Below are 24,618 nucleotides of genomic sequence, written 5' to 3' on the forward strand. Positions count from 1 at the left end.
GTGAACTCTCGCCCTCGATCGAGAATTCATCGTTGACCCGCGCGATCGGGTGTGGATAGTCTTCCGAGAAGATCGTAAACGAGCTTTACTATCGGTCTGTCCACCCGAACCGACGGTCGCTGTACGCGCCCGTGACACGAAGGACTCGCCATGCCCTCCTCGTCTTCGTCGCGCGCTCACGGGCGCCCGCGCACACTGCTGACCCGCGCTCTCGCCGCGGCCACGGCGGTCCTCACGCTCGCGGCACTGGTCACTCCCCCGGCGCAGGCCGCCGACACGGAGGTCGTCGCGCAGTGGGAGTTCACGGACGCACCGAGCATCCCCGATGACAGCGTCGCCGCGAACGTGTTCGTCGCCACCTCGGGAACAGACACCGCAGCGACGCTCCGGCCGGTCACCACGAACCCGCTGGTCTCCTACACCCACGATGAGGCCGAGCGCTCGATCCGGTATCAGGGGTGGAACGACGGGGCAGGCACCAAGGCATGGGTCGTCGTCCTCGACACCCGCGGCTACACCGACCTGACCCTGAGCTCGCAGCAGCGTTCCTCCGGATCCGGACCGAGGGACTTCGCTGTGCAGGTGAGCACAGACGGCCAGGCGACCTGGCAGGACGTTCCCGAGGGTGCCCTCACCGTCGACTCCAGCTTCGACGGCGGCGGATCGCTGTCCTCGCTGCCCCTGCCTGCGACGACCGCGGAGAAGCCGGGCGTCGCCGTCCGCTGGGTCGTGACGTCGACCACGAGCACGAGCGGCGAGACCGTCGGGGCGACCGGCTCCAGCCGGATCCGCGACATCTCGGTGTCGGGCACCCCGACCGGAACGCCCGTCGAGAAGCCGACGACGGCAACCTCCTTCACGCCCGCGCAGGGTGCGGGTTCTGTCCCCCTCGACGCTCCGGTGTCGGCGAAGTTCAACAAGCCGGTGGCGCTGCAGCCCGGCGCGACAGCATCGATCATGGCGGATGACGGACAGGCAGTCGCGGGTGTCGGCCTCGACGTCGATGGCACCACCGTCACGGTGCTGCATGACGCATTCGCGCCCGCCCGGACATACACGGTCACGATCCCGAAGTCGGCGCTCGCAGGCGCATCCGACCAGGTCGCTCCGGTCTCCGACGTCACCTGGTCGTTCAGCACGGCCGCCGCCCAGCGCGACTCGGTCGCCGAGTGGCTCTTCGACGACAGCGACGACGACGGCGTCTTCTGGGCGACCGGCGGCGCATACGCCGATCACTCCGCGCTCACGAGCGTGGGAACGAACGGCGATTACGGCTTCCACGCCGACCGCGGCGATGCCGTCTCGGTGCAGGGCTGGAGCGGCGGAATGCGGACGAAGTACTGGCTCGCCGCTCTGTCGACGACCGGGTTCGAGAACGTCTCGCTTTCCTCCGAGCACAGCGCCTCGGGGTCCGGGCCCGCGGACTTCGTCGTCGAGATGAGCACTGACCGCACGACGTGGACCGAGGTCCCGAACACGACCGTCAAGACAGCGACCCACACGTTCGCGTGCCCTGACGACGCGTGCCGGGTGAAGGACGTACCGCTTCCTGCGGCGGCATCCGGTGCAGAGACGCTCTACCTGCGCTGGATCATGACGTCCAACACCCCCTCGAACACCACCGACAACGAGACGGTCGGCGGGTACGGCGACAGCTTCATCCGCAACATCCGGGTCAGCGGCGATCGCATCGACGGGACGCCGACGACAATGCCCACGTTCGACGCGCTCACGTCTCCTGCCGACGGCTCGGCCACGATCTCGCGCGAGGTCCCGGTCGAGGTGCGATTCAACAAGGACATCGAGATCACGGACCCCTCCGGCATCCGCATCGTGGACGAGACCGGTGCGTCTGCTGCCGGCGTCAGTGCCGCCGTCGACGGCGACACCCTGCGCATCGCGCACGACCCGTTCGGCTTCGGACACCGGTACACCGTCACGGTCGAGGCGTCTGCGATCGCGGCCGTCGACGACATCGCTCTCGCGCAGGACGTGAACTGGACCTTCAGCACCGTGGTCAAGACCCCCAGCACCTTCTCGATGAACATCAACGGCGACCCGCGCACCACGATGGGGTTCGCGTGGTACACGCCGCCGCAGGTCACCGACACGACCGTGCAGCTCGCACCGAAGGCGAACCAGCACGGCGACGCGTTCCCGACCGAGGGCGTGATCGACTTCACCGGTACCTCCGAGATCATCGACACCTTCGTCACGGCCGACGACCGCGAAGCTCGGCGCACCACGAAGTTCTCGAGCCACCGGGTGACCGCCGACGGATTGAAGCCGGGGACGACCTACGTCTACCGGGTCGGCGACGGCACCAAGAACGGCTGGGGCAAGATCGGCAGCTTCACCACCGACACCGCCGCGGCGGAACCGTTCCACTTCATCTTCAGCGCCGACTCCCAGGCGTCCGACCTGTCGAACTTCCTCGAGTGGCAGGACACGTTCAAGAAGGCCGTGAACACGATCGACGATCCGAAGTTTATCCTGGTGAACGGCGACCTCGTCGACAACGGCGACCTCGAGGAGCAGTGGCAGTGGATGCTGGACAGCGCGGCCGACGAGCTCGCGCATGTCCCGTACGTCCCCGTGCTCGGCGGTCACGAGGTCGAAGACTCCGGCACCCTGCCGAACAACAACTTCTACAACCACTTCAATACGCCCAAGGACTCGGGCACCGGCGCGCACGACGGCTCGGTGTACTCCTTCGAGTACGGCAACGCGCTCTTCATGCAGTTCAACTCCCAGTACGGCGGGTATCTGGATGACGACGGGAACGTCGCGCGGATGGACAAGGAGTTCTCGAACCAGCTCGACTGGCTGCGCCGCACGGTCGCCGAGACCGACGCGCGGTGGAAGTTCGTCTCGCTGCACAAGGGCGTGTACTCCGCCGGCGAGAACGTCTGCAACTGGGAGGCGGACCGGGTGGCCTTCTACGAGAAGGTGCTGGTGCCGGTGTTCCAGGAGACCGGCGTCGACGTCGTCTTCGAGGCACATGATCACATGTACATGCGCTCGCACCAGATGCTCGACGGCAAGCCGGTGGACACCATCACCGACGAGAACGGCGAGATCATCGTCCAGTACGGCGTGACCGATCCCAACGGCATCCTGTATCTGATGCCGAACGCGCTCGGCAACAAGTTCTACGAGACGCCGGAAGGCTGCGACACCTCGTTCGCCGCCATCAACGAGCAGCCCGAGAAGAAGATGTTCGTCGACTTCTCGGTCACCGACGACACGCTGTCCTTCGACGCGTACACCGCGGCGAAGTCCGATGAGTCCGAGGGTGACGACGGGGTGCGCCTCTTCGACGAGTACTCCATGACGCGCACCGACGGCACGCCGGATCCGGTACGCGACGCGAGTGTCACAATCGCCGACGGCCGGGCGAACTTCGAATGGTCGGCGCCGAGCGCCTCGAAGGAGCCGGTCCGCGGCTACCGCATCTACGAGAAGAACGACAGGTTCGGAACGAACTGGAGCGCGTACATCCCGGCCGAGGAAGGGAAGAAGACGCATACGGTCTCCTACCCGGTGCCCGACGACCCCACCGTGCGCTACGAATTCGTCATCCGGGCGGTCGGCACCAAGGACAACTCGGTCCCTGTCGCGGTCGCTCCCGCCCGCAGCTCCGAAGACCTGACGGCACCGACGACTCCGGTGGGGCTCAGCGCCCGTGTGCCGTCGCAGTTCCGCATCGACCTCAGCTGGCTGCCGTCGGTCGATGCCGTCGGTGTGACCGGATACAAGGTGTTCCGCGACGGAAAGGTCATCGCCCGCACCAAGACCGCGACGTTCAGCGACGTCGGTCTGACACCGGGGACGACGTACGAGTACGCGGTGAGTGCATATGACGCGGCCGGCAACGAGTCCGCGAAGAGCGCGATCCGTCAGGCCTCGACTCCGCAGAACCCGACGACGACCGCCCCGCAGCGGCCCTTCGGCCAGCACACGGCGTATGCCGACGGCACGTTGAAGCCCAGTGTGCCCCAGGCCGAGATGGATTCCACGGTCGCCGGGCTCTACGACTCCTGGAAGGACGCCTATCTCACCCAGAACCCGTATGAGGACGACGAATACTACGTCTACTACAACGGGAACGGCGAAGCAGGAGAAGAGACTCCGGATGCCGTGACGACGTCCGAGTCGAACGGCTACGGCATGCTGATCACCGCGATCATGGCAGGACACGACAAGGATGCCCAGAAGTACTTCGACGGCCTGCTGCGATTCGCGAATGCGCACCCGAGCAGCGTCGATCCCGACCTCATGGCCTGGCAGCAGCGCGACGACGGCACCGCCATCGTGAACACGCTCTCCTACAACCCCGAATGGGGATACTACGGAGACGATGCCGCCACGGACGGCGACCTCGACATGGCCTACGCGCTCCTCATGGCAGATCAGCAGTGGGGCAGCGGCGGGGAGTTCGACTACCTGGCCGACGCGCAGCGCATCATCCGGGCGATCATGGCCAGCGCGATCCATCCCACGGAAGACGTCGTGCTCCTCGGCGACTGGACGAGCGATGAGCCCGTCTACGGCAGCGGCACGCGCACATCCGACTTCATGATCCAGCATTTCAAGGACTTCGCCGCCGCAACCGGCAACACCCGCTGGACGGATGTTGCCGACAAGACGCAGGCCGTCACGCGCGAGCTCTTCACCGAGCACAGCCCGACGACCGGTCTGCTGCCCGACTTCGGGTTCAAGGACGGTGACGGCTGGCGCCCGGCCGACCCGGAGTTCCTCGAGAGCGAGTACGACGGCGAGTACAACTGGAACGCCAGCCGCGTCCCGTGGCGACTCGGCACCGACTACCTCCTGACCGGCGATGACCGCACGAAGGAGCAGCTCACCACGCTGAACACCTGGGTTCGCACGAAGACGGGTGGAGATCCGGAGAAGATCGCGGCCGGCTACACTCTCGAAGGGGAGCCGCTGGCGGACTACTCCGACCTGGCGTTCACGGCCCCGTTCACGGTGAGCGCGATGCTGGACGGCGGCGACCAGAAATGGCTCGATGCGCTCTGGACGGCCAACAGCGCCGAACCCGTCACGAGCTACTTCGGAGACAGCATCCGGATGCTGTCGATGATCGTCGTCTCCGGAAACTGGTGGTCGCCCACCGGGGTGGGGCTGCCGGAGACCGCCGAACCGCCGATGGCCCCGTCGGACCTCCGGGCGTCCGCGAAGAGTCCGACCACGGCGCAACTGGACTGGGCCAGCACGACGGGCGTCCTGAAGAACGCTCTCGCAGGGCGCGCGAGCGTGATTGGCTACCGGGTCTACCGCGATGGCGTCGCGATCGCGAGCATCGCCGGCGGGGCAACCTTCCGGGATACCGGGCTGCGGCCGAACACGAAGTACACGTACTACGTGACCGCGGTCGACGATCTGGGCCAGGAATCGAGTCCGAGCGCGCTGGCGGCGGTCACGACGCCTCGGGCAGGCGGAGGCGGAACGCCGGGTGAGCCGGGAACGCCCGGGACGCCGGGAACGCCCGGCGGCGGTCTCGCGAACACCGGCGGCGTCCCGCCCTTCGCGCTGCTGGCAGCCGGGCTCGCGCTTCTCCTCGCGGGCGGACTGGTGATCGTGCGCCGGGCGCGTGGACGTCGAGCATCGGCGAGTGACGATGTCCGAGGTGAGGTCTAGAGTCGCTGCATGAACCTCATCCTCATCCCCGGACTCTGGCTCGATGCCTCCAGCTGGAACGACGTGGTCCCCGCCCTCGAGCGGGCGGGGCACCGCGTGCACCCTCTGACGATGCCCGGTGTCGGGGCACCCGCCGCCGAGTCCGCCGAGATCGGCATCGCAGACTGGGTGTCCGCCGCCGCGGTGGCCATCGACGCTCTCGACGGCCCGGTCGTGGTTATCGGACACAGCGGAGGCGGCAACGTCGCCTGGGGTGTCGCCGATGCCCGGCCGGATCGCGTGAGCCGAGTGATCTTCGTCGACACGGTGCCCCCGCCCGCCGGCGAGGGGATCAGCGAGTTCGAGCTCGTCGACGGGGTCGTCCCCTTCCCGGGGTGGGACTTCTTCCCCGACGAGGACGTGAGCGATCTCGACGAATCGACGCGGGCGCGCACGGTGCCGCTGACCCACAGTGTGCCGGCGCGCGTCCCCACCGACGAGATCGCCCTGACCGATGAGGCGCGCTATCGCGTTCCCGTCACCCTTCTGATGGGCGGGCTCGATCAGACGACGTTCGACGGCATGATCGACCAATGGGGGCCGTATGCCGACGAGTTCCGCGCGATCGAGCAGACCGAAGTTGTGAAGATCGGGTCGGGCCACTGGCCGCAGTTCTCCGTGCCCGAGAGGCTCGGAGAACTCATCAACGCCGCGATCGCACGCTGACCGTCGAGCTCAGTCGCTCCGGCGTCAGTGGCCCATCCCGAGGCCACCGTCGACCGGGATGACCGCGCCGGAGATGTAACCGGCATCGTCGCCCGCGAGCCAGGTCACGACGCCGGCGACCTCGTCGGGCGTTGCGAAGCGGCCAGCCGGAATGCTCGCCTTGTACTGCTTCTGCGTCTCCTCGGGAAGCGCTGCCGTCATGTCGGTCTCGATGAACCCGGGCGCCACGACGTTGGCCGTGATGCCGCGACCTCCGAGCTCGCGCGTCAGGGAGCGCGCGAAGCCGACGAGCGCACTCTTCGACGCGGAGTAGTTGACCTGCCCGGCGGAGCCGTACAGCCCGACGACACTGGAGATGAGGATGACGCGGCCGAAACGGGCGCGCAGCATCCCCTTCGAAGCGCGCTTGACCACACGGAAGGTACCACCGAGGTTGGTCGCGACGACGCTGTCGAAGTCGTCCTCGCTCATGCGCAGCAGCAGGGTGTCCTTCGTGATTCCGGCGTTCGCGACGACGATCTCCACCGGACCGAGCTGCTGCTCCACCTCGGTGAACGCGGCGTCGAGCGCGGCAGCATCCGTCACGTCCGCACGGACGGTGAGTGTGCCTTCCGGCCCCTCACCGCTGCGCGCGGTCACTGCGACACGGTAACCGTCGCGGACGAAGCGCTCGGCGATCGCGCGGCCGATGCCGCGGTTGCCTCCGGTGACGAGGACGACGCGCTGAGCACTCATGGGTATCACTCCTGATCTGGGCGGTGGTCCGAGTTTCCGAACCGTCATCGATCCTATCGAGGATGCTCCGGAGAGCACGCGCGCGGCGTTTGACAGAACCTCAGCGTGCTGGGACGCTGAACCCGACGAAAGGCTTCAGCGTGAGCGACAACAGCATCCCCTCCCCTTCCGGCGAGCAGCCGACTCAGCCGCCCACGCCGCCGCCGGCGCCCGCATACCCCCCGGCAGCGCCGCCCGCTCCGGTCTACCCCGGCTCGGCAGCCCCGGCATACCCCGCGCAGCCGCCGGCACAGCCCTTCCAGGCGTACCCGGGCGCGGCACCCGGATACGGCCAGGCAGCTCCACAACAGCCCGCATACGGGCAGGTCGCTCCGCAACAGCAGTCCTACGGTGGTGCACCTGCGCAGCCGGGATACCCCGCGCAGCCCGGGTACGGCGCTCCGCTTCCCCCGCAGCAGCAGGGCTACGCGCCCTACACGACGCCCGGATATCCCGCCCCCGCCGCTCGACCGACCAGCGGACTCGCGATCACGTCGCTCGTCTGCGGCATCGCCGGCATCGTGCTGTTCTGGGCGGTGATTCCGATGCTGGCCTCCATCGCCGCCGTCATCACAGGACACATGGCGCTGGGCCAGACCAAGCGCAACCCTGGACTCGGCGGACGCGGCATGGCGTTCGCCGGCGTGATCCTCGGCTATGTCGTCGTCGGCATCCTGGCGTTCTCGCTCGTCACCACGATCATCGGCGCCCTCTTCTTCGGTGCGTTCACACTCCCGTTCATCTTCGCGAGCTGAGCGTCTGCCGCACCGACGCGCCACTGCCCCCGCACCGGCGTAGGCTGGGGGCATCGTGAAGAGTGCGCGCGAAGTCCCGGCCGTCACCTCACTGCCGCAGTCGCCGCAGGATGAGGCAGATCATCGTGTGCGCCGCTACGCCCTCACGATGACGATCCGCATCGTCTGCTTCGCGCTCATGGTGCTCGTGCAGCCCTACGGCTGGTACACCTGGGTCTTCGGTATCGCTGCGGCCGTGCTTCCCTACATCGCCGTGGTGTTCGCGAACGCCGGCAGCGACAGCACCGAGATGACGGTCGAGTCTCCGGTGCAGCAGCTCGAGGCACCGAAGTCCGAACCCGTCATCGTCGCCGACGCGGGCGATCCGCAGGTGTTCACCATTCGCGAAGGCCGCCAGGATCGATCGTGACCGACTTCGAATGTGCGCGCGCCGGCTGCCGGAGCGCGGCAACCCACCAGGTCGTGTGGCGGAACCCGCGCATCCACGCCGCCGACCGCGAGAAGATCTGGCTGGCGTGCGATGAGCACGTCGGCTTCCTGCACGACTACCTGGCCGCCAGAGACTTCCCCGTCCTCGTCCGCGACGGTCTTCCCGCATGAGTCAGCGGATGACCCGGTGGGCCGTCTACGTGCTCATCGCGATCGGCTTCGCGGTCGCGTGCGCCTTCCTGTCGAACTGGCAGTTCGAGCGGAACGTCACCCGATCGGAGCAGATCGCGCTCGTCGAGCAGAACTACGACGCGGATCCCGTGCCGCTGGCAGACCTGATCGGCGCGGACGGCGCACTCGATCCCGGTGACCAGTGGCATCCGGTGATCCTGCGCGGCGAGTACCTGGCCGATCAAGAGCTGCTGGTGCGAAATCGTCCCCACGGAGGAACGAGCGCCTTCGAGGTGCTCGTGCCGTTCCGCGACGTCGACGGTCGCGTCTTCATCGTCGACCGCGGTTGGGTGCCACCGGGCGAAGGCGACTCACCGGATTCCGTTCCGGAGCCGCCGTCCGGCGAGGTGGAGGTGACCGTGCGACTGCGACCAGGGGAGCAGCTGCCGGCGTCCGGGCGCGGTGCGCCGGACGGGCAGGTCCCGACCATCAACCTGCCCTCGATCGCCGAGCTCGTCGACGGCGACGTGATCACCGGCGCTTACGGCCAGCTCATCAGCGAAGACCCGGCGGGAGCAGAAGCGCTGGGTGGGTTCGACTCCCCCACCGACGATCCCGGACCCCACCTCTCCTACGCCATCCAGTGGATCCTGTTCGCGCTGATGGGCTTCGTGTTCATCGGCTACATCATCCGCACCGAGATCGTGAAGCACCGTGAGGACGTCGAGGGCATCGCGGCGCCGGTGAAGAAGTCCCGCCGCCGCGATCAGGACGCCGACGTCGAAGACGAACTTCTCGACGCGCGCTGACGCCTGCCGCTTCTGCCGCTTCTGCTTCTGTGCGTCCTCAGGGCACGAGTTCCTCGAAGTAGCCTCGCTGCGAGGGAAAGTAGTCCTCGAAACGCGGCAGCGGAGTATCGGACATCGAGGCGATGAGCTGGTCGAGATACCACTCCCATCCGGGCCCGACGCCGCCGATGCTGGCCCGATCGACGCGGTGCATGGTGAAGGTGAGTTCCGTGCGCTCGCCTGCGGGCACGAGAACCATCGAGACGTCCCACGTGCCGGCTTCGTCGACCGACAGCACGCGCAGCCGACAGGGCGCGAAGCACTCGATGATCTGGACATCCGCCCAGGGAGAGTCGTCCTCGAAGCCCAGTTTCAGCCGGATCGTCGATCCGACCGCGCCGACGCCTTCCCACGCACCGATCCAGCGCGCCGTGCGTTCGGATTCGGTGATGCTCGCCCAGGAGTCCTCGACCGAACCGGGAAGAGTACGGGTGAAGACGAGATCGTGACCGTCGGCGACGGAGATCAGGCGGCCCGTGGGGGTGGGATTGCTCATGCGGTCTCTCCTCTGAGATGCGGTTCGGATGCTGATGATGCCGTGCGACGGTCGCGTTTCGTCCTCATGACTTCTGTCTCCAGGGCATCGAGGCGCTCAGAAACGGAAGGTGCGAGCAGTTGGCCGAGATAGTCGGCGACCTCGATGAGCGGTTCGCGCCGCAGCGCGTAGAGTCGTCGGCGCCCGACGATCGTCACCTCGACGACGCCGCATTCGATCAGAACGCCCAGATGCTTGCTGATCGCCGGCCGACTGATCGAGAAGTGATTCGCGATGCTGCCGGCCGGCATCGGAGCGACCCGCACGAGCTCGAGGATCTCCCGTCGGACGGGGTCGGAGATCGCTCGAGTGCCCTGCATGCAGAAAGGGTAACCGATTGGCTACGCTTTTGCCAGAGCGCAGAGGAAGCCGCTACGCGAGCTCGATGAGGTCCTGGTATTCCTGGCTCCAGATGTCCTCGACACCGTCGGGCAGGATGAGCACGCGCTCGGGGTTGAGCGACTGCACGGCTCCCGGGTCGTGGGAGACGAGCACGACCGCGCCTTCGTAGTGCGCGAGCGCCCCGAGGATCTCCTCGCGAGACGCCGGATCGAGGTTGTTCGTGGGCTCGTCGAGCAGCAGCAGATTCGCAGACGACACGACGAGCGTCGCGAGCGACAGACGCGTCTTCTCGCCACCGGACAGCACGCCGGCAGGCTTCAGCACGTCGTCGCCGGTGAAGAGGAACGAGCCGAGCACCTTGCGCGCCTCGGTCTCGGTGATGTGCGGAGCCGCCGACACCATGTTCTCGAGCACCGAGCGCTTGACGTCGAGGTTCTCGTGCTCCTGGGCGTAGTAGCCGACCTTGAGGCCGTGTCCCGGCTCGAGCTGTCCCGTGTCCGGCTGATCGACGCCCGCCAGCATCCGGAGCAGCGTCGTCTTGCCCGCACCGTTGAGTCCGAGGATCACGACCTTCGAACCGCGGTCGATCGCGAGGTCGACATCGGTGAAGATCTCGAGCGAGCCGTACGACTTCGACAGCCCGGAGGCCATCAGCGGGGTCTTGCCGCAGGGAGCCGGCTTCGGGAATCGCAGCTTCGCGACGCGATCCTCCTGACGCACCTCGTCGAGTCCGGCGAGCATCTTCTCGGCGCGCGCCACCATCTGGTGGGCGGCGGCCGCCTTGGAGGCCTTCGCCCCGAAGCGTGCGGCCTGCAGCTGAAGTGTGGTCGCCTTCTTCTCGACGTTCGCGCGCTCCTTCTTGCGACGCTCCTCGTCGGCCACCCGCTGACGCAGGTAGTTCTTCCAGTTCATGTTGTACGTGTCGATGACCTGACGGTTCGCGTCGAGGTAGAAGACGCGGTTCACGGTCTCCCCCACGAGCTCGACGTCGTGGCTGATCACGATCAGCCCGCCCTTGTACCCCTTGAGGAACTCGCGCAGCCACACGACACTGTCGGCGTCGAGGTGGTTGGTCGGCTCGTCGAGGATCATCGTCTGCGCGTCGGAGAACAGGATGCGCGCCAGCTCGATGCGACGACGCTGACCACCCGAGAGCGTCGACAGCGGCTGGTCGAGGATGCGGTCGGGCAGCGAGAGGTTGTGGGCGATGGAAGCGGCCTGCGCCTCGGCGGCGTAGCCTCCCTGCGCCTCGAACTTCTCGGTCAGCGCGGCGTAGCGCTTCATCGCCTTCTCGGCCACCGCCGGATCCTCGGAACCCATCGCGAGCGACGCCTCGGTCATGCCGAGGTTCAGCTGCCCGAGACCGCGGGCGTCGAGGATGCGGGTGCGCGCGAGGTCTTCGGGGTTGCCGGAACGCGGGTCCTGCGGAAGGTAGCCGAGCTCGCCCGAGCGGGTCACCTTGCCGTTCGACGGCAGGACGTCACCGGCGAGCACCTTGGTCAGCGTGGTCTTTCCGGCGCCGTTCCGGCCCACGAGCCCGATCTTGTCTCCATCGGCGACGCGGAAGGAGACGTTCTCCATGAGCAGGCGCGCGCCAACGCGGATCTCGAGGTCGTGCACGGCAAGCACAGCGGATGTCCGTTCGTTCAAGGGGAGAGAGTCGGCCGAGGGGCCAGCCTCCCAGTATAAGCCGCATGGCGGGGAGCGACGGTCAGCAAGATCAGCCCACAGGGTGACGCGGACGATACCGCAGAGTGATGCCCCGACAGGTCCCGCTTTCGTAGCGTGCAGGAGTGGACATCCTCAACGAGATCATCATGCAGGCGATCGCCTCCCCCTGGCTGTACCTTGTGCTTTTCGCCGTGACGATCATCGACGGGTTCTTCCCTCCGATCCCGAGCGAGACGGTGCTGGTCGCCGCCGCGGCGGTGGCGGCGTCGACGGGCGACGGGAATCTGCTGCTCCTCGGCCTGGTGGCCGCTGTCGGCGCGGCGATCGGTGACAACATCGCCTTCGCGATCGGGCGGCGTCTCGGTACGACCCGGTTCGCCTGGATGCGCCGACCACGAGTGGCTGCCGCGTTCGCTCACGCGCAACGTGCGCTCGACCGCCGAAGCGCCACGCTCATCCTGGGTGCTCGCTACATCCCCGTCGGCCGCGTCGCAGTGAACATGTCGGCGGGCGCGCTCGACTTCCCCTGGCGACGCTTCCTCCCTCTGAGCCTGATCGCCGGGCTCAGCTGGAGCGTCTTCAGCCTCGCGATCGGACTACTCGCCGGCGCATGGATCAAGGACCAGCCGCTGCTCAGCGCCGGACTCGGGATCGTGATCGCTCTTGTCGTCGGGCTGGTGATCGACCGCATCGCGGCCGCCCGTCGCAGGCGCGAGCGCGTCCCCCAACTGGCAGGATGACACCCATGGCACTTCGCCGGAAGACCACCACCACGAGCCGCTCGCGGATCAATCCCCGCACCGCGGCGCTCGTGGTGCTGTGCGGCGTGATCCTCGCGCTGTACGCGAACCTGGTCCCCATCCATTCGGCGTTATACGGCACACCTGTGCCGCTGTCGTTCCTCCTCGCCGCCGCGCTGTGCGCGGCGCCGTTGCTCGCCATCTCATACCCACGCTGGGCGACCCTGCTCCTCGGGGCTGCGGTCTTCACGATGCCTCTCATCGTCGACCGGGAGCACGCGAGTCATGCTCCTTGGCCCTGGTCCGTACCGGCGCTCCTCGTCTTCGTCGTGTTCGTCGGCGTGATCACCTTCCTGCATGGCGTCCGCTTCGGCTCTCTCGCCTTGGTCGTCGGCGTGATCGCGTCGCTCACGGCGCCGCTGCTGCGGCCTGACATGGTCGCGTCATCGGCGGCCGCCGGGGCCGCGACCGCCGACACGATCGTCACTGTCTCCATCGCGGCAGCCATGCTGCTCATCGCCGCTCTGGTCGCCGGACGCCTGCGGGTCGCCGAGGAGCTGACCCGCGAGAAGGAGCACAGCGCCCTCGAACAGTCCCGGCGAGCTCTCGTCGAGGAGCGCACGCGGATCGCGCGCGAACTCCACGACGTCGTCGCGCACAGCATGTCGGTCATCCAGGTCCAGGCCTCCACCGCTCGTTACCGCCTGCCCGAGATCGGCGACATCGCCGCCGCCGAGTTCGACGACATCGCAGCGACGGCACGCGGCTCGCTGACCGAGATGCGGCGTCTGCTCGGTGTGCTCCGCACCGAGGATCAGAGCGCGGAGCTCACCCCTCAACAGGGGATCGACGATGTACCAGCGCTGGTCGACAGCATCCGCCGTGCGGGTGTGGAGGTCGGCCTGATGATCGAGGGCGGCGACGCGGCGTCCGCCGCGACGCCGGGCGTGCAGATCGCCACGTTCCGGATCATCCAGGAGGCTCTGAGCAACGCCGTCCGTCACGCGCCGGGTGCCCCGATCGCCGTGCGACTGCATGCGGACGCCGAGAGGATTCAGATCCGCGTGCACAACGCCGCGCCGCCACGCAGCCCGGAGAGCCACGGATCGGGGTATGGTCTTCGCGGGATGCGCGAACGCGCCGAGCTCCTCGGCGGCAGCCTCTCCGCCCGCGCAGATTCCGATGGAGGCTGGACCGTCGAAGCATCCCTCCCCCTGGCGTCCGATGGTGCAGCCAGGACGTCAGCCCCGCCAACCGGTGCTTCCGGCACCGACAAGGAGAACCCGTGACGATCAGCGTGCTCATCGCCGACGACCAGGCCATGGTCCGTGCCGGTTTCGCCGCCCTGCTCGACGCCCACGACGGCATTCGTGTCGCTGGGCAGGCGGCCAACGGCGCCGAGGCGGTCACGCTGGCCGCGCGGCTCGATCCGGATGTCATCCTGATGGACGTGCGGATGCCGGAACTCGACGGCATCGAAGCCACCCGGCGCATCCTCGGGCCGAACTACCCCGCCGCCCACGTTCCGCGGATCCTGATGCTCACCACGTTCGACATCGACGACTACGTCTACGACGCGCTGGAGGCCGGAGCAAGCGGGTTCCTGCTAAAGGACGCACTGCCGGAGGAACTCGTGCACGCCGTGCGTGTGGTGGCCGGAGGCGACGCGCTGCTCGCGCCGAGCGTCACGCGGCGCATGATCGAGCAGTTCGCCGGACGACGGCCTCGTGCGCCTCGCGCGGCCATCGGACTCGCGGATCTCACGGAGCGCGAACGAGAAGTGCTCGTCCTCATCGGCAAGGGCCGCTCGAACACCGAGATCGCCGCCGAGCTGTTCATCGCCGAGCAGACGGTGAAGACCCACGTCGGCAAGGTGCTCGCCAAGTTGAACCTGCGCGACCGGGTGCACGCTGTGATCCTCGCGTACGACACCGGTCTCGTCGAACCGTCGTCCTGACTCACCCCGCGGTAGGGGTCGGAAACGGCACCGAGGGGTGATGTCACCGCGCACACCGCGTCCATAGTCTTCGGGGACACCGCCCCGAGGAGGACTCATGACCATCGCACTGGCACCGCGCACCGCAGCTCCCACTCCCCCGCCGCGCGCACAGCGCGACACCGGGATCGACTTCGTCCGCGCGCTCTGCGTCCTGGGCGTGGTGCTGCTGCACTCGATCATGGTCGGCGTCACTCTGACACCATCCGGTCCGGCGTTCACGAACGCCAGCGACGGCACCTGGTGGATCACTCCGCTGAGCTGGGTGCTCCAGGTCATGCCGCTGTTCTTCGTGATCGGGGGCTTCTCCGGACTGCTCGCCTACCGACGCCTGCGGAGCCGCGGTGGCACGGCGACGAGCTTCGTGGCGGGACGACTGCACCGGCTGCTACGGCCGGCACTGCTCACGATCGGGGTCGTGGGCGTCGCCCTCGCCGTCCTCACCGTGGTCGGACTACCGGCCGACATCATCGCCACTGCCGGCTTCCGCTACGGTCAGCCGCTGTGGTTCCTCGGCGTCTTCGTGCTCTGCCAGGCTCTCCTCCCTCTCCTCGCGGCTGCTCACGACCGCGCACCGCTCCGCACGATCGGAGCCCTCGCCCTCGCCTCGGTCGTGGTGGATGCGGCCCGCGCTGCGAGCGGCTTCGACGGACTCGGTTTCCTCAACCTCGCCTTCGTCTGGATGACGCTCCAGCAGCTCGGCTTCTTCCTCGCCGACGGACGCATCGCTGCGCTCAGCCGACGCACCCGCCTGCTCGCTATGGGCGGAGCGACGCTGCTGCTGGCGCTCACCTTCCTCACCGGCGTCTACTCCCCCGATCTCATCGCGAACATCAATCCCCCCACCGCGGCCCTGCTTCTCGTCGGAGTCATCCACACCGGAGCGCTCTCCCTGAACCGCGAACGACTCGAGCGCTTCAGCCGTCACCCCCAGCCGGCGGCGTTCACGAACTTCGTCACGCGCCGAGCGATGACGATCTACCTCTGGCACATGCCGGTGCTGCTCGCGATGGCCGGCGTCACCGCGACCTTCGCGCTGCTCACCGGAATCGCGCTGCCGGCGCTCGACAGCGTGGGCTGGTGGGCCGGGCGCCCACTGTGGCTGGCGTCAGCACTCGCGCTCACCGCTTTCGCCTCCGTGGCGTTCACGCGCTTCGAGACGCAGGCAGCGCCGGAGGCGACGACATCCGCTGCGCGGGTCACTCTCGGAGCACTGACGGGCTTGATCGGGATCGTGATGCTGCTGGCCCTGGGGACCTCCGTCGCCACAGCCATCATCGCCGTCGTGCTCGTCGCCGGGTCGCTGCGCCTCGCCCGGCAGGCGACCACAGCTCCTCTGCAGAGCCGCGCGACGTACGCGATCGCGTGAGCAGAGCGTCAGCCGATGCCTCGTGCCGCCAGAGCATCCCCGACTTCATCGGCATGGCGCAGGGTGAGCACCAGCAGAGGCACCACCGTCCGCACCCCGAGGCGCACTCCACGGGCTCGCCCTGCCTCACGCACGCGCTCGGCGAAGCCCGCGACCACGGGGATCATGGTGATCGTGAGCGAGATCGTCATCGCCACGGCATCCGGGTCGACGCCGAACCTGCGCAACGGACGCAGGAGCCGATGCAGCACATCGAGGAGCTCGGACATGCGCGTGGTGAGGGTCAGCAGACTCGCGAGGAGGAGGAGTGCGATGACTCGACCCGTGCTGATCCACGCGGCAACCGGCGAGACGAAGATCGCCAGCGCCGCGGCGAGCACGACGACGAGCCCGCGCAGACGCCAGAGCTCGGCGACAAGCACCCGCAGCGTCAGCCCGCCGAGACCGTACAGGGCGAAGACGCCGAGCAGCACGACGGCGGTGCCTGCGGCGTCGAGCGGCAGCAGAGACAGGGCGAGAGCGATCACCGCGAGGACGGCGAGCTTGAGCCCCGCCGGCGCTCGATGGATGACGCCGGTGCCCGGCAGATAGAGCTGGATCACGCGCAGCCTGAGCGGTAGGCCCCGATGACGCTCGACGGATCGCCACTGGCTGCCACACGCCCCTCGTCGAACAGCACCGCGACGTCGCAGCGAGCGGCCAGTTCCAGATCATGCGTGACGATCACGACCTGCGCCGGCTGCGCGAGCAGAAGACCTCCGATGCGACGGGCATTGCGCAGATCGAGCAGCGTGGTCGGCTCATCGGCCACGATCAGCTGCGGCTCGGCGATGAGGACGGAGGCCAGCGCGAGCATCTGCTTCTGCCCGCCGGACAGCGACGAAGCCGGGACATCCGCATGGTCGGACAGCCCGTGGCTCGCGAGCATGTCCTGCACGCGCCGGTCGATCTCGGCGCGGGGGCGGCCCCGCAGCGACAGCGCCAGATCCTCGGCCGGGGTCGGCATCAGGATCTGAGCCTCCGGATTGGTGAAGACGAAGCCCACACGCCGGCGCAGTGCCGCACGATCCCGGACGGTGTCGTGCCCGTGCACATCCACCCGGCCATGCGACGGTGCGATGAGGCCGTTGAGCAGCCGCGCGAACGTCGACTTCCCCGAGCCGTTCGCGCCGATCACGGCGATCGTCTGCGCCGTGAGTCGAAGGGTCACCTCGTGCAGGATCGCGCGACCGTCGATCTCGACTCCCACGCCGTCGAGCGATATCGAGGTGAGTGTCGTCGTCGAGACCTGCGCCATGCCCACTCCTCTCGAACGGCGAGCAGCTCGCCACCTGAACACCGTTCACCTGAACGCTGTTCACTATAGTGAGAGCATGAGCCCCGAACACAATCCGCGACACGACCGTGACAGTGTCGCGCGCACCGCACTCGGGCTCCTCGACGAAGTGGGTCTCGCCGACCTGTCGATGCGGCGCATCGCCGCACGGCTCGACGTCCAGCCCAGCGCTCTCTACTGGCACTTCGCGAGCAAGCAGGAGCTCCTCGCCGAGCTCGCCGATCGCATCACCTCGTCGATCCCCGGACCGGAAGCCGACGTCCTCACCACGGCACGCGGCATCCGCGATGCGCTCTACGCGTATCGAGACGGCGCCGAACTGGTGCTCAGCACCCACGCTCTGCGGCTCGGCGCGTCACCCGCGCAGACGGCATTGGCAACGGAACTCGGGCGCTCGGGTGCCGATGACGTCGACGAGCGCGCGGCCGCGATCCTGCACTTCGTGCTCGGACACGCCACGCTCGTGCAGCAGCGCATGCACGCCGACAGTCACGGCGCACTGCTCGACGGTGGTCGGGCAGACGTCACAGCAGGACTCGACCGCGTCTTCGATCTCGGCGTGACTGCGATCTCCCGCTCCGTCAGGGAGTCCGTGACTCCGCCGCGTGACCGAGCCTGAGGCCCGGCACGACCGCCAGCAGCACCAGGACGATCCCGAACGCGAACACGACGCTGAATGCCGCCGTACCGCCACCGAGAGTCGCGACACCGAGACCGGCGAGAGCGATCGCGACGGCTGATCCGGTCGCATCGGAGATCGACAGTGCAGACGAGTTGAAGCCCTGATTCGTCTCATCGGAGTACGCGAGCGTGAGCACGGTGAGTCGCGGGTAGAGCAGGCCCATGCCACCCCCGGCGAAGGCCCACCCGACGATGACCACCACCGGCGAGACCCCGAAGAGCGCGGCCGTGAGCACGCACACCATCGCGATGAGCAGCAGGCCGAGGCTGATCAGGGTGATGCGATGGTTTCCCAGTCGCTCGCCGTAGCGGCCCTGCACCGCGGATGCTCCGGCCCAGGCGAACGCGGCGAGCATCAGTGCGACACCGGCCCAGGTCGCCGTGAATGCGAAGCGCTCCATCAGCAGGTACGGGATGTAGGCCTCGGCAGCGAAGAACGCCCCTGCCGCGATACCGCGCATCAGCACGACGCTGGGCAGACCCCGCCCGGCGCGCAGCGTGCGCCGAGGGAGCAGCGGGAGCACAGCGAGGGCGATGACGGCGACAGCACCGAGCGCCACCGGCCATCGGACGCTCGACGGCATGTCGGCGGAGAACCCAATGACGACCGCGAGAACGGCGACCACGACCGCGAGCAGCAGGCGCGTGAGCAGAGCGCGCCCGTCCTGCGGCTCGCCGTTCCCCAGATCGACGCCACGCAGGCGGACGACGATCATCGCGAACGCGACGGCCGTGAGCACGGCGACGCCCAGAAACGCCCAGCGCCAATCGAGGTACTCCGCGACCGCTCCCGCGAGGAACGGCCCGATCATCGAGGGGACGACCCAGGCCGCAGCGAACGCGGCGAAGATGCGGCCGTGCAGATGGGCGGGATACAGCCGCGCCACGACGACGTACAGCGCGACGGTCTGCCCACCGGCCCCCAGCCCCTGGACGAGTCTTCCGACCAGGAACTGATGCATCGTGATGGCGAAGCCCGAGATCAGGAGTCCGGCGACGAACAGCGTCACGGCGACGTAGAGCGCACCTCTGGGCCCGCGCGCATCTGCCCACGCACCGGCGGCGACCATGCCGATCACACTCGTCGCCAGGGTCCCGGCGAAGGCGACGGCATAGAGTTCCTTGCCGTCGAGCGCCTCGCTGACCACGGGCATCACGGTCGTGACGGCCAGGGCCTCGATCGCCGCGAGGAAGATCAGCGCGACCGCGCCGATGGTGACCCAGATGCGCTGGCGGTCCCAGATCGACGCAGGCGGCTCGGGCAGTGTCATCGGCCGACGAGCGCCGCGATGCGCTCGATGGCCTCGGTGATGATCTCGGGGCTCGTCCCGAAGTTCAATCGCACGTGCCCCGCACCCTCGGCGCCGAACGCCGGGCCGAAGTGCAGCGCGACCTTCGCGTCCTTGAGGATCCGCCGTGCCGGATTGTCCCCCCAGCCGAGCGACGAGAGGTCGATCCAGGCGAGGTAGCCGGCAGCGGGAATGCGGTATCGGGCGCCGGGGAGGCGAGAAGCCAGGAGGTCTTCCAGCAGGAGACGGTTCTCATCGAGGGTGCGCAACAACCCGTCGAGCCATTCGTCGCTCTCCTCGGAGAACGCGGCGACGGCGGCGAGGAGCCCGAACTGCCCCGTGCGCCACTCGACCTCCACCGGAAGACTCCGCACGACAGCCGAGGTCGCGTCGTCGGCCGTCACCATGAGCGCGCACTTGAGCCCGGCGAGGTTGAACGCCTTGCTGGCGCTGACGACCGCGTAGCCGACCCGCTGCGCAGCCTCTCCGGATGCGAGGAATGGCGTGAAACGAGTATCCGGCTGCACCAGCGGCGCATGGATCTCGTCGGAGACGACCGCGGCGCCGAACTCCTCGGCCAGCTCGGCGAGAGCAGCCAGGGAATCCGCGTCGTGCACGGTGCCGGTGGGGTTGTGCGGATTGCAGAGCAGGATCGCTGTCGCGCCGTCTTCGAACGCGGCACGGATGCCGTCGAGGTCGAGTTCCCACGCGGTGCCGGTGTCACGCAGCGGGACACGCTCGACCTCGGCCCCCGCTTCTGCGACGAGATCGTAGAACGGCGGGTACACCGGCGGCGTGACGATCACCCGATCGCCCGGCTGCGTGACGCGCCGCAGCAGTTCGACGATCCCCATGCTCACATCCGCGGTGCTCCGCATGCGCGCAGGTTCAGGTGACCACCCGAAGCGGCGTTCCGCGAAGGCCGCGAAGCTCTCGGCCAGCGGGTTGCGAGACGCGACGTAGCCCGTGTCTCCGACCTCGAGGGCGCGCTGCAGCGCCGCGGTGATCGTCGGAGCGAGTGGGAAATCGGTCTCCGCGACGAAAAGCGGAAGCACGTCTGCGGGATACTCCCGCCACTTCTCGCTGCTGCGCTCGCGGAGCTCGGCCAGTGGCAGGGCTGTGACGCGGAGCATCCTCAGATCGCGAAGCCGAGGGCGCGCATCATGTCGCGGCCGTCGTCGGAGATCTTCTCCGGACCCCACGGCGGCATCCATACCCAGTTGATGCGGAAGCGGTCGACGACGCTGTCCAGCGCCTGAGCGGTCTGGTCCTCGAGAACGTCGGTGAGCGGGCAGCCGGCGCTCGTGAGCGTCATGTGGATGACGAGAGCGTCGTTCTCGTCATCCCAGGCGAGGTCGTAGATGAGTCCGAGGTCGACGACGTTGATCCCGAGCTCGGGATCCATGACGTCCTTCAGAGCCTCGGTGACCGCGTCGTACTTCTCGTCCGTGAGGGTCGCTGTCATGGGTTCAGCCTACGCCTCGATGGGGGCTGCGGGGTCGAGGAAACGGTCGTATCCCTCGTCCTCGAGCCGATCGGCCAGCTCAGGGCCACCCTCTTCCACGATCTTGCCCGCGACGATCACGTGCACGAAGTCGGGGCGGATGTAGCGGAGGATGCGCGTGTAGTGCGTGATCAGCAGCACGCCGAGGCCGGTGTTCTCCTTGGCGCGGTTGACGCCCTCGGAGACGATCTTCAGCGCATCGACGTCGAGGCCGGAGTCGGTCTCGTCGAGGATGGCGAACTTCGGCTTGAGCACCTCGAGCTGGAGGATCTCGTGGCGCTTCTTCTCGCCGCCGGAGAAGCCCTCGTTGACGTTGCGCTGCGCGAACTTGGGGTCCATGCGCAGGTTCGCCATGGCCGCCTTGACGTCCTTGGTCCAGCCGCGGATGGCCGGTGCCTCGCCGTCGAGCGCGGTCTTGGCGGTGCGCAGGAAGTTCGTCACGGTCACGCCGGGGATCTCGACCGGGTACTGCATCGCGAGGAACAGCCCGGCGCGGGCACGTTCGTCGACGGTCATCGCGAGGACGTCCTGGCCGTCGAACGTGATGGAACCCGAGGTCACGGTGTACTTCGGGTGGCCGGAGATCGTGTAGGCGAGCGTCGACTTGCCGGAGCCGTTCGGGCCCATGATCGCGTGCGTCTCACCGGTGTTCATGGTGAGCGTGATCCCGTTGAGGATCGGGGTCGCCCCCGCTTCGGTCTCGACCGTCACAAACAGGTCGCGGATCTCGAGAACAGACATTCAGACTTCCTTCGTCACGGTCGGGTCGATGAGCACGTCGTCGCCGTCGATCTCGACGACGTAGACCGGAACGGGCTCATAAGCGGGGAGATTCTGGGGCACGCCGGTGGTGAGCGAGAAGGCCGAGCCGTGGGCCCAGCACTCCACGGTGTCACCCTCGACGAAACCCTCGGACAGCGAGATCTCGCCGTGCGTGCAGGTATCGCCGATGGCGTGGATGACGCCCTCGCCGTCTTTGATCACGGTGATGGCCACGCCACCCGGGTCGACACGCAGGGGCATGTCCTGCTCGAGGTCGGCGACGCTGCAGACGCGTTCGGCGGTCATCCGTTCACCGCCGCGAGCTCGGTCTCGATGGCGTCGAGCAGCTCGGTCTCGAGCGCCGGAATGCCGAGGCGCTGCACGATGTCGGTGAGGAAGCCGAGCACGACGAGCCGACGCGCCTCTTCTTCGGAGATACCGCGCGCCTGCAGATAGAAGAGCTGCTCGTCGTCGAAACGACCGGTCGCACTCGCGTGTCCTGCTCCGAGGATGTCACCGGTCTCGATCTCGAGGTTCGGGATCGAGTCGGCGCGGGCGCCCTCGGTGAGGACCAGGTTGCGGTTGGCCTCGTACGAGTCGGTGCCGTTCGCGTCGGCGCCGATGAGGACATCGCCGATCCAGACGCTGTGCGCACCGGCACCCTGCAGGGCGCCCTTGTAGAGGACGTCGCCCTTGGTGCGCGGACCCTTGTGGTGCAGGTAGACCTGGCTCTCGAGGTGCTGCCCGGCATCCGCATAGGAGAGCCCGTACAGGTACCCCTCGGAACCGGCACCCGCCAGCTCGACATTCGGGTTGACCCGCACGACGCCGCCGCCGAAGCTGACGACGAAGTGCTTGAGGGTCGCATCCGCGCCGACTCTGGCCTGGTGCGCGGCCGCGTGGACCGCGTCATCCTCCCACTGCTGCAGGCTGATGACCGTGAGCGTCGCGCCATCGCGCACGATGATCTCGACGTTCTGCGCGTACTGCACCGAACCGGTGTGCTGGAGCACCACGGTGGCGGAGCTGTGCTCGAGCGCCTCGATCACGATGTGCGCGTCGGCACGCTGGTCGGCGCCGAGGCCGGTGATCGACACGAAGACGGGCTCGGCGACCTCCTCCTCGCGCGGGATGCGGATGTGCATCGCCTCAGAGGAGCCCTGCCAGGCGATGGCCGCCGTGACGTCCTCCCCGAGGAAGACCTCGCCACGCGGCGCGGCGCCGATGGCGAGCGGTGAAGACACGTACTGCTCTCCCGCGCTGAACTCGTAGCGCACCCCGTCGTTCGGGGACGCGACGGCGAACAGCGAGGTCAGCTTCGCGACGGGCGTGTGCTTCCAGTTGACCTCACGGCCACTGGGCGCGCCGAAGTCGGCCGGCTCGTAGGAGTGCGGCCGCTGGGAGCGGGTCTGCACCGGCACGAATCCGGCAGCGGCCACCTGGGCGGCCGGGTCGATGTGCGCGTTCGTATCTTGCGTCCCTGCGGACGCCGTAGCCTGAGCCGTCATCTAGCCGACACTGCCTTCCATGCCCATCTCGATGAGCTTGTTCAACTCCATCGCGTACTCCATCGGCAGCTCGCGCGCGATCGGCTCGATGAAGCCGCGCACGATCATCGCCATCGCCTCGTCCTCGGGCATGCCGCGGGACTGCAGGTAGAACAGCTGCTCCTCGCTGACCTTCGAGACCGTTGCCTCGTGGCCGAGCTGCACGTCGTCGACGCGGATGTCGATCGCCGGATAAGTGTCCGAGCGCGACTTGGTATCGACGAGCAGCGCATCGCACCGCACGGTGTTCGCGGAGTGGTGCGCGTTCGCGTCCACTCGAACCTCGCCGCGGTAGCCTGCTCGGCCACCGCCACGAGCGATCGACTTCGACACGATCGACGACTGCGTGTACGGCGCCATGTGGATCATCTTCGCGCCGGCGTCCTGGTGCTGGCCGGGACCGGCGAAAGCGACCGAGAGCGTCTCGCCCTTGGCGTGCTCGCCCATCAGGTAGATCGACGGGTACTTCATCGTCACCTTGGAGCCGATGTTGCCGTCGACCCACTCCATGGTCGCGCCCTCATGCGCGACTGCACGCTTGGTGACGAGGTTGTAGACGTTGTTCGACCAGTTCTGGATCGTCGTGTACCGCACGCGGGCGTTCTTCTTCACGATGATCTCGACCACGGCCGAGTGCAGCGAGTCCGACTTGTAGATCGGAGCCGTGCAGCCCTCGATGTAGTGGATGTAGCTGTCTTCGTCGGCGATGATCAGGGTCCGCTCGAACTGGCCCATGTTCTCGGTGTTGATCCGGAAATACGCCTGCAGCGGGATCTCGACGTGCACGCCCTTGGGGACGTAGACGAAAGACCCGCCCGACCAGACTGCCGTGTTGAGGGCGGCGAACTTGTTGTCTCCGGCCGGGATGACCGTGCCGAAGTACTCCTCGAAGAACTCGGGGTGCTCGCGCAGCGCCGTGTCGGTGTCCATGAAGATGACGCCCTGCTGCTCCAGGTCCTCGCGGATCTGGTGGTAGACGACCTCGGACTCGTACTGGGCGGCGACGCCGGCCACGAGGCGCTGACGCTCGGCCTCGGGGATGCCGAGGCGCTCGTAGGTCTCGCGGATCTCGACCGGAAGGTCTTCCCAGGTCTGCGCCTGCTTCTCCGTGGAACGGACGAAGTACTTGATGTTGTCGAAGTCGATCTCGCTGAGGTCTGCACCCCAGGTCGGCATCGGCTTCTTGCCGAAGAGCTGGTAGCCCTTGAGACGGGTCTTCAGCATCCATTCGGGCTCGTGCTTGAGAGCCGAGATCCCGCGGACCACCTCTTCCGAGATTCCGCGTTTCGCAATGGCTCCGGCGGCATCCTCATCGTGCCAGCCGAACTCGTACACCCCCAGGCTGTCCAGCTCTGGGCGGTCGATCAGCACATCCGACATCTCACACTCTCCTCAACAGGTCCCGAAACGGTGTCATCCGCCCCGGCACACGTGATCCCCGTCGAGTCTGCGGGAGTGTGTGCCGTTGGTTGGGCCCTCATCACCGGCGCATTCATCGCG

24 protein-coding genes are annotated in these 24,618 nt (G+C 67.7%); 11 read left to right on the top strand and 13 right to left on the bottom strand.

Going from position 1 to position 24,618, the window contains the following annotated elements:
• The first annotated feature begins 150 nt into the window (after positions 1-150).
• The gene (locus tag V5D55_RS16990; protein ID WP_435745260.1) at positions 151-5,664 is read left to right on the top strand and encodes a glycosyl hydrolase family 8; all 5,514 of its coding nucleotides are present in this window, start codon (positions 151-153) and stop codon (positions 5,662-5,664) included.
• A gap of 9 nt (positions 5,665-5,673) precedes the next feature.
• Positions 5,674-6,369 (top strand): alpha/beta fold hydrolase, encoded by a 696-nt coding sequence (locus tag V5D55_RS16995; protein WP_435745262.1) that lies wholly within the window; start codon positions 5,674-5,676, stop codon positions 6,367-6,369.
• 24 nt (positions 6,370-6,393) lie between these two features.
• On the opposite strand, the gene V5D55_RS17000 is transcribed toward V5D55_RS16995, so the two are convergent.
• Complete coding sequence (locus tag V5D55_RS17000; protein ID WP_435745265.1) at positions 6,394-7,104, bottom strand: beta-ketoacyl-ACP reductase; 711 nt, start codon at positions 7,102-7,104, stop codon at positions 6,394-6,396.
• 140 nt (positions 7,105-7,244) lie between these two features.
• Here V5D55_RS17000 and V5D55_RS17005 point away from each other — a divergent pair, with 140 nt between their 5' ends.
• Genes V5D55_RS17005 through V5D55_RS17020 form a run of 4 tightly spaced genes read left to right on the top strand, consistent with a single transcriptional unit; the run spans position 7,245 to position 9,307 of the window.
• On the top strand, positions 7,245-7,898 hold the full coding sequence (locus tag V5D55_RS17005) for a DUF4190 domain-containing protein (RefSeq protein WP_435745267.1): 654 nt from the start codon (positions 7,245-7,247) through the stop codon (positions 7,896-7,898).
• 55 nt (positions 7,899-7,953) lie between these two features.
• Positions 7,954-8,307, top strand: coding sequence for a DUF3099 domain-containing protein (locus V5D55_RS17010; RefSeq protein ID WP_435745269.1), 354 nt, complete (start codon positions 7,954-7,956; stop codon positions 8,305-8,307).
• Positions 8,304-8,498 (top strand): hypothetical protein, encoded by a 195-nt coding sequence (locus V5D55_RS17015; protein ID WP_435745271.1) that lies wholly within the window; start codon positions 8,304-8,306, stop codon positions 8,496-8,498. Before V5D55_RS17010 ends, V5D55_RS17015 begins: the two co-directional genes overlap by 4 nt.
• A complete protein-coding gene (locus V5D55_RS17020; RefSeq protein WP_435745274.1) occupies positions 8,495-9,307 on the top strand; it encodes an SURF1 family cytochrome oxidase biogenesis protein in 813 nt (270 codons plus the stop codon). Before V5D55_RS17015 ends, V5D55_RS17020 begins: the two co-directional genes overlap by 4 nt.
• Positions 9,308-9,344: 37 nt before the next feature.
• Here V5D55_RS17020 and V5D55_RS17025 read toward each other — a convergent pair whose 3' ends face one another.
• The 3 genes from V5D55_RS17025 to V5D55_RS17035 are packed head-to-tail and all read right to left on the bottom strand — an operon-like array spanning position 9,345 to position 11,852.
• Positions 9,345-9,842, bottom strand: a complete 498-nt coding sequence (locus V5D55_RS17025; protein WP_435745276.1) for an SRPBCC domain-containing protein — start codon at positions 9,840-9,842, stop codon at positions 9,345-9,347.
• Positions 9,839-10,201, bottom strand: a complete 363-nt coding sequence (locus V5D55_RS17030) for an ArsR/SmtB family transcription factor (RefSeq protein ID WP_435745278.1) — start codon at positions 10,199-10,201, stop codon at positions 9,839-9,841. Before V5D55_RS17030 ends, V5D55_RS17025 begins: the two co-directional genes overlap by 4 nt.
• A 52-nt stretch (positions 10,202-10,253) precedes the next feature.
• Positions 10,254-11,852, bottom strand: coding sequence for an ABC-F family ATP-binding cassette domain-containing protein (locus V5D55_RS17035; RefSeq protein ID WP_435749332.1), 1,599 nt, complete (start codon positions 11,850-11,852; stop codon positions 10,254-10,256).
• Positions 11,853-12,016: 164 nt separating this feature from the next.
• Between V5D55_RS17035 and V5D55_RS17040 the strand changes: the two genes are divergently transcribed.
• From V5D55_RS17040 to V5D55_RS17055, 4 genes are all read left to right on the top strand, one after another.
• Complete coding sequence (locus tag V5D55_RS17040; protein WP_435745280.1) at positions 12,017-12,634, top strand: DedA family protein; 618 nt, start codon at positions 12,017-12,019, stop codon at positions 12,632-12,634.
• A gap of 5 nt (positions 12,635-12,639) precedes the next feature.
• Positions 12,640-13,923, top strand: coding sequence for a sensor histidine kinase (locus tag V5D55_RS17045; protein WP_435745283.1), 1,284 nt, complete (start codon positions 12,640-12,642; stop codon positions 13,921-13,923).
• Entirely contained in the window at positions 13,920-14,591 is a 672-nt protein-coding gene (locus tag V5D55_RS17050) for a response regulator (RefSeq protein ID WP_435745285.1), read from the top strand. Before V5D55_RS17045 ends, V5D55_RS17050 begins: the two co-directional genes overlap by 4 nt.
• Before the next feature lie 97 nt (positions 14,592-14,688).
• Positions 14,689-15,999, top strand: a complete 1,311-nt coding sequence (locus V5D55_RS17055) for an acyltransferase family protein (protein ID WP_435745287.1) — start codon at positions 14,689-14,691, stop codon at positions 15,997-15,999.
• Positions 16,000-16,007: 8 nt separating this feature from the next.
• Here V5D55_RS17055 and V5D55_RS17060 read toward each other — a convergent pair whose 3' ends face one another.
• Positions 16,008-16,601, bottom strand: a complete 594-nt coding sequence (locus V5D55_RS17060) for a CbiQ family ECF transporter T component (protein WP_435745289.1) — start codon at positions 16,599-16,601, stop codon at positions 16,008-16,010.
• Positions 16,598-17,296, bottom strand: a complete 699-nt coding sequence (locus V5D55_RS17065) for an energy-coupling factor ABC transporter ATP-binding protein (RefSeq protein WP_435745292.1) — start codon at positions 17,294-17,296, stop codon at positions 16,598-16,600. Before V5D55_RS17065 ends, V5D55_RS17060 begins: the two co-directional genes overlap by 4 nt.
• A 76-nt stretch (positions 17,297-17,372) precedes the next feature.
• Between V5D55_RS17065 and V5D55_RS17070 the strand changes: the two genes are divergently transcribed.
• Positions 17,373-17,954: a TetR family transcriptional regulator gene (locus tag V5D55_RS17070; RefSeq protein ID WP_435745294.1), complete on the top strand. Its 582-nt coding sequence runs from the start codon at positions 17,373-17,375 to the stop codon at positions 17,952-17,954.
• On the opposite strand, the gene V5D55_RS17075 is transcribed toward V5D55_RS17070, so the two are convergent.
• From V5D55_RS17075 to sufB, 7 genes are read right to left on the bottom strand one after another with little or no spacing between them, the layout of a single operon-like run.
• Entirely contained in the window at positions 17,917-19,287 is a 1,371-nt protein-coding gene (locus V5D55_RS17075; protein WP_435745296.1) for an MFS transporter, read from the bottom strand. The genes V5D55_RS17070 and V5D55_RS17075 overlap by 38 nt on opposite strands.
• Positions 19,284-20,438, bottom strand: coding sequence for a MalY/PatB family protein (locus V5D55_RS17080; protein ID WP_435745298.1), 1,155 nt, complete (start codon positions 20,436-20,438; stop codon positions 19,284-19,286). The genes V5D55_RS17075 and V5D55_RS17080 overlap by 4 nt, the downstream gene beginning before the upstream one ends.
• 2 nt (positions 20,439-20,440) lie before the next feature.
• Positions 20,441-20,770 (bottom strand): metal-sulfur cluster assembly factor, encoded by a 330-nt coding sequence (locus V5D55_RS17085; protein WP_028501690.1) that lies wholly within the window; start codon positions 20,768-20,770, stop codon positions 20,441-20,443.
• Positions 20,771-20,779: 9 nt separating this feature from the next.
• Positions 20,780-21,550 (bottom strand): Fe-S cluster assembly ATPase SufC, encoded by a 771-nt coding sequence (gene sufC / locus V5D55_RS17090; RefSeq protein WP_435745300.1) that lies wholly within the window; start codon positions 21,548-21,550, stop codon positions 20,780-20,782.
• Entirely contained in the window at positions 21,551-21,877 is a 327-nt protein-coding gene (locus V5D55_RS17095) for a non-heme iron oxygenase ferredoxin subunit (RefSeq protein ID WP_435745302.1), read from the bottom strand.
• Entirely contained in the window at positions 21,874-23,079 is a 1,206-nt protein-coding gene (gene sufD / locus V5D55_RS17100) for a Fe-S cluster assembly protein SufD (RefSeq protein WP_435745304.1), read from the bottom strand. The genes V5D55_RS17095 and sufD overlap by 4 nt, the downstream gene beginning before the upstream one ends.
• Positions 23,080-24,498, bottom strand: coding sequence for a Fe-S cluster assembly protein SufB (gene sufB / locus V5D55_RS17105; RefSeq protein ID WP_435745306.1), 1,419 nt, complete (start codon positions 24,496-24,498; stop codon positions 23,080-23,082).
• Positions 24,499-24,618: the final 120 nt, after the last annotated feature.

It is taken from the genome of Microbacterium sp. PMB16, assembly GCF_051294855.1.
GTDB lineage: Bacteria > Actinomycetota > Actinomycetes > Actinomycetales > Microbacteriaceae > Microbacterium.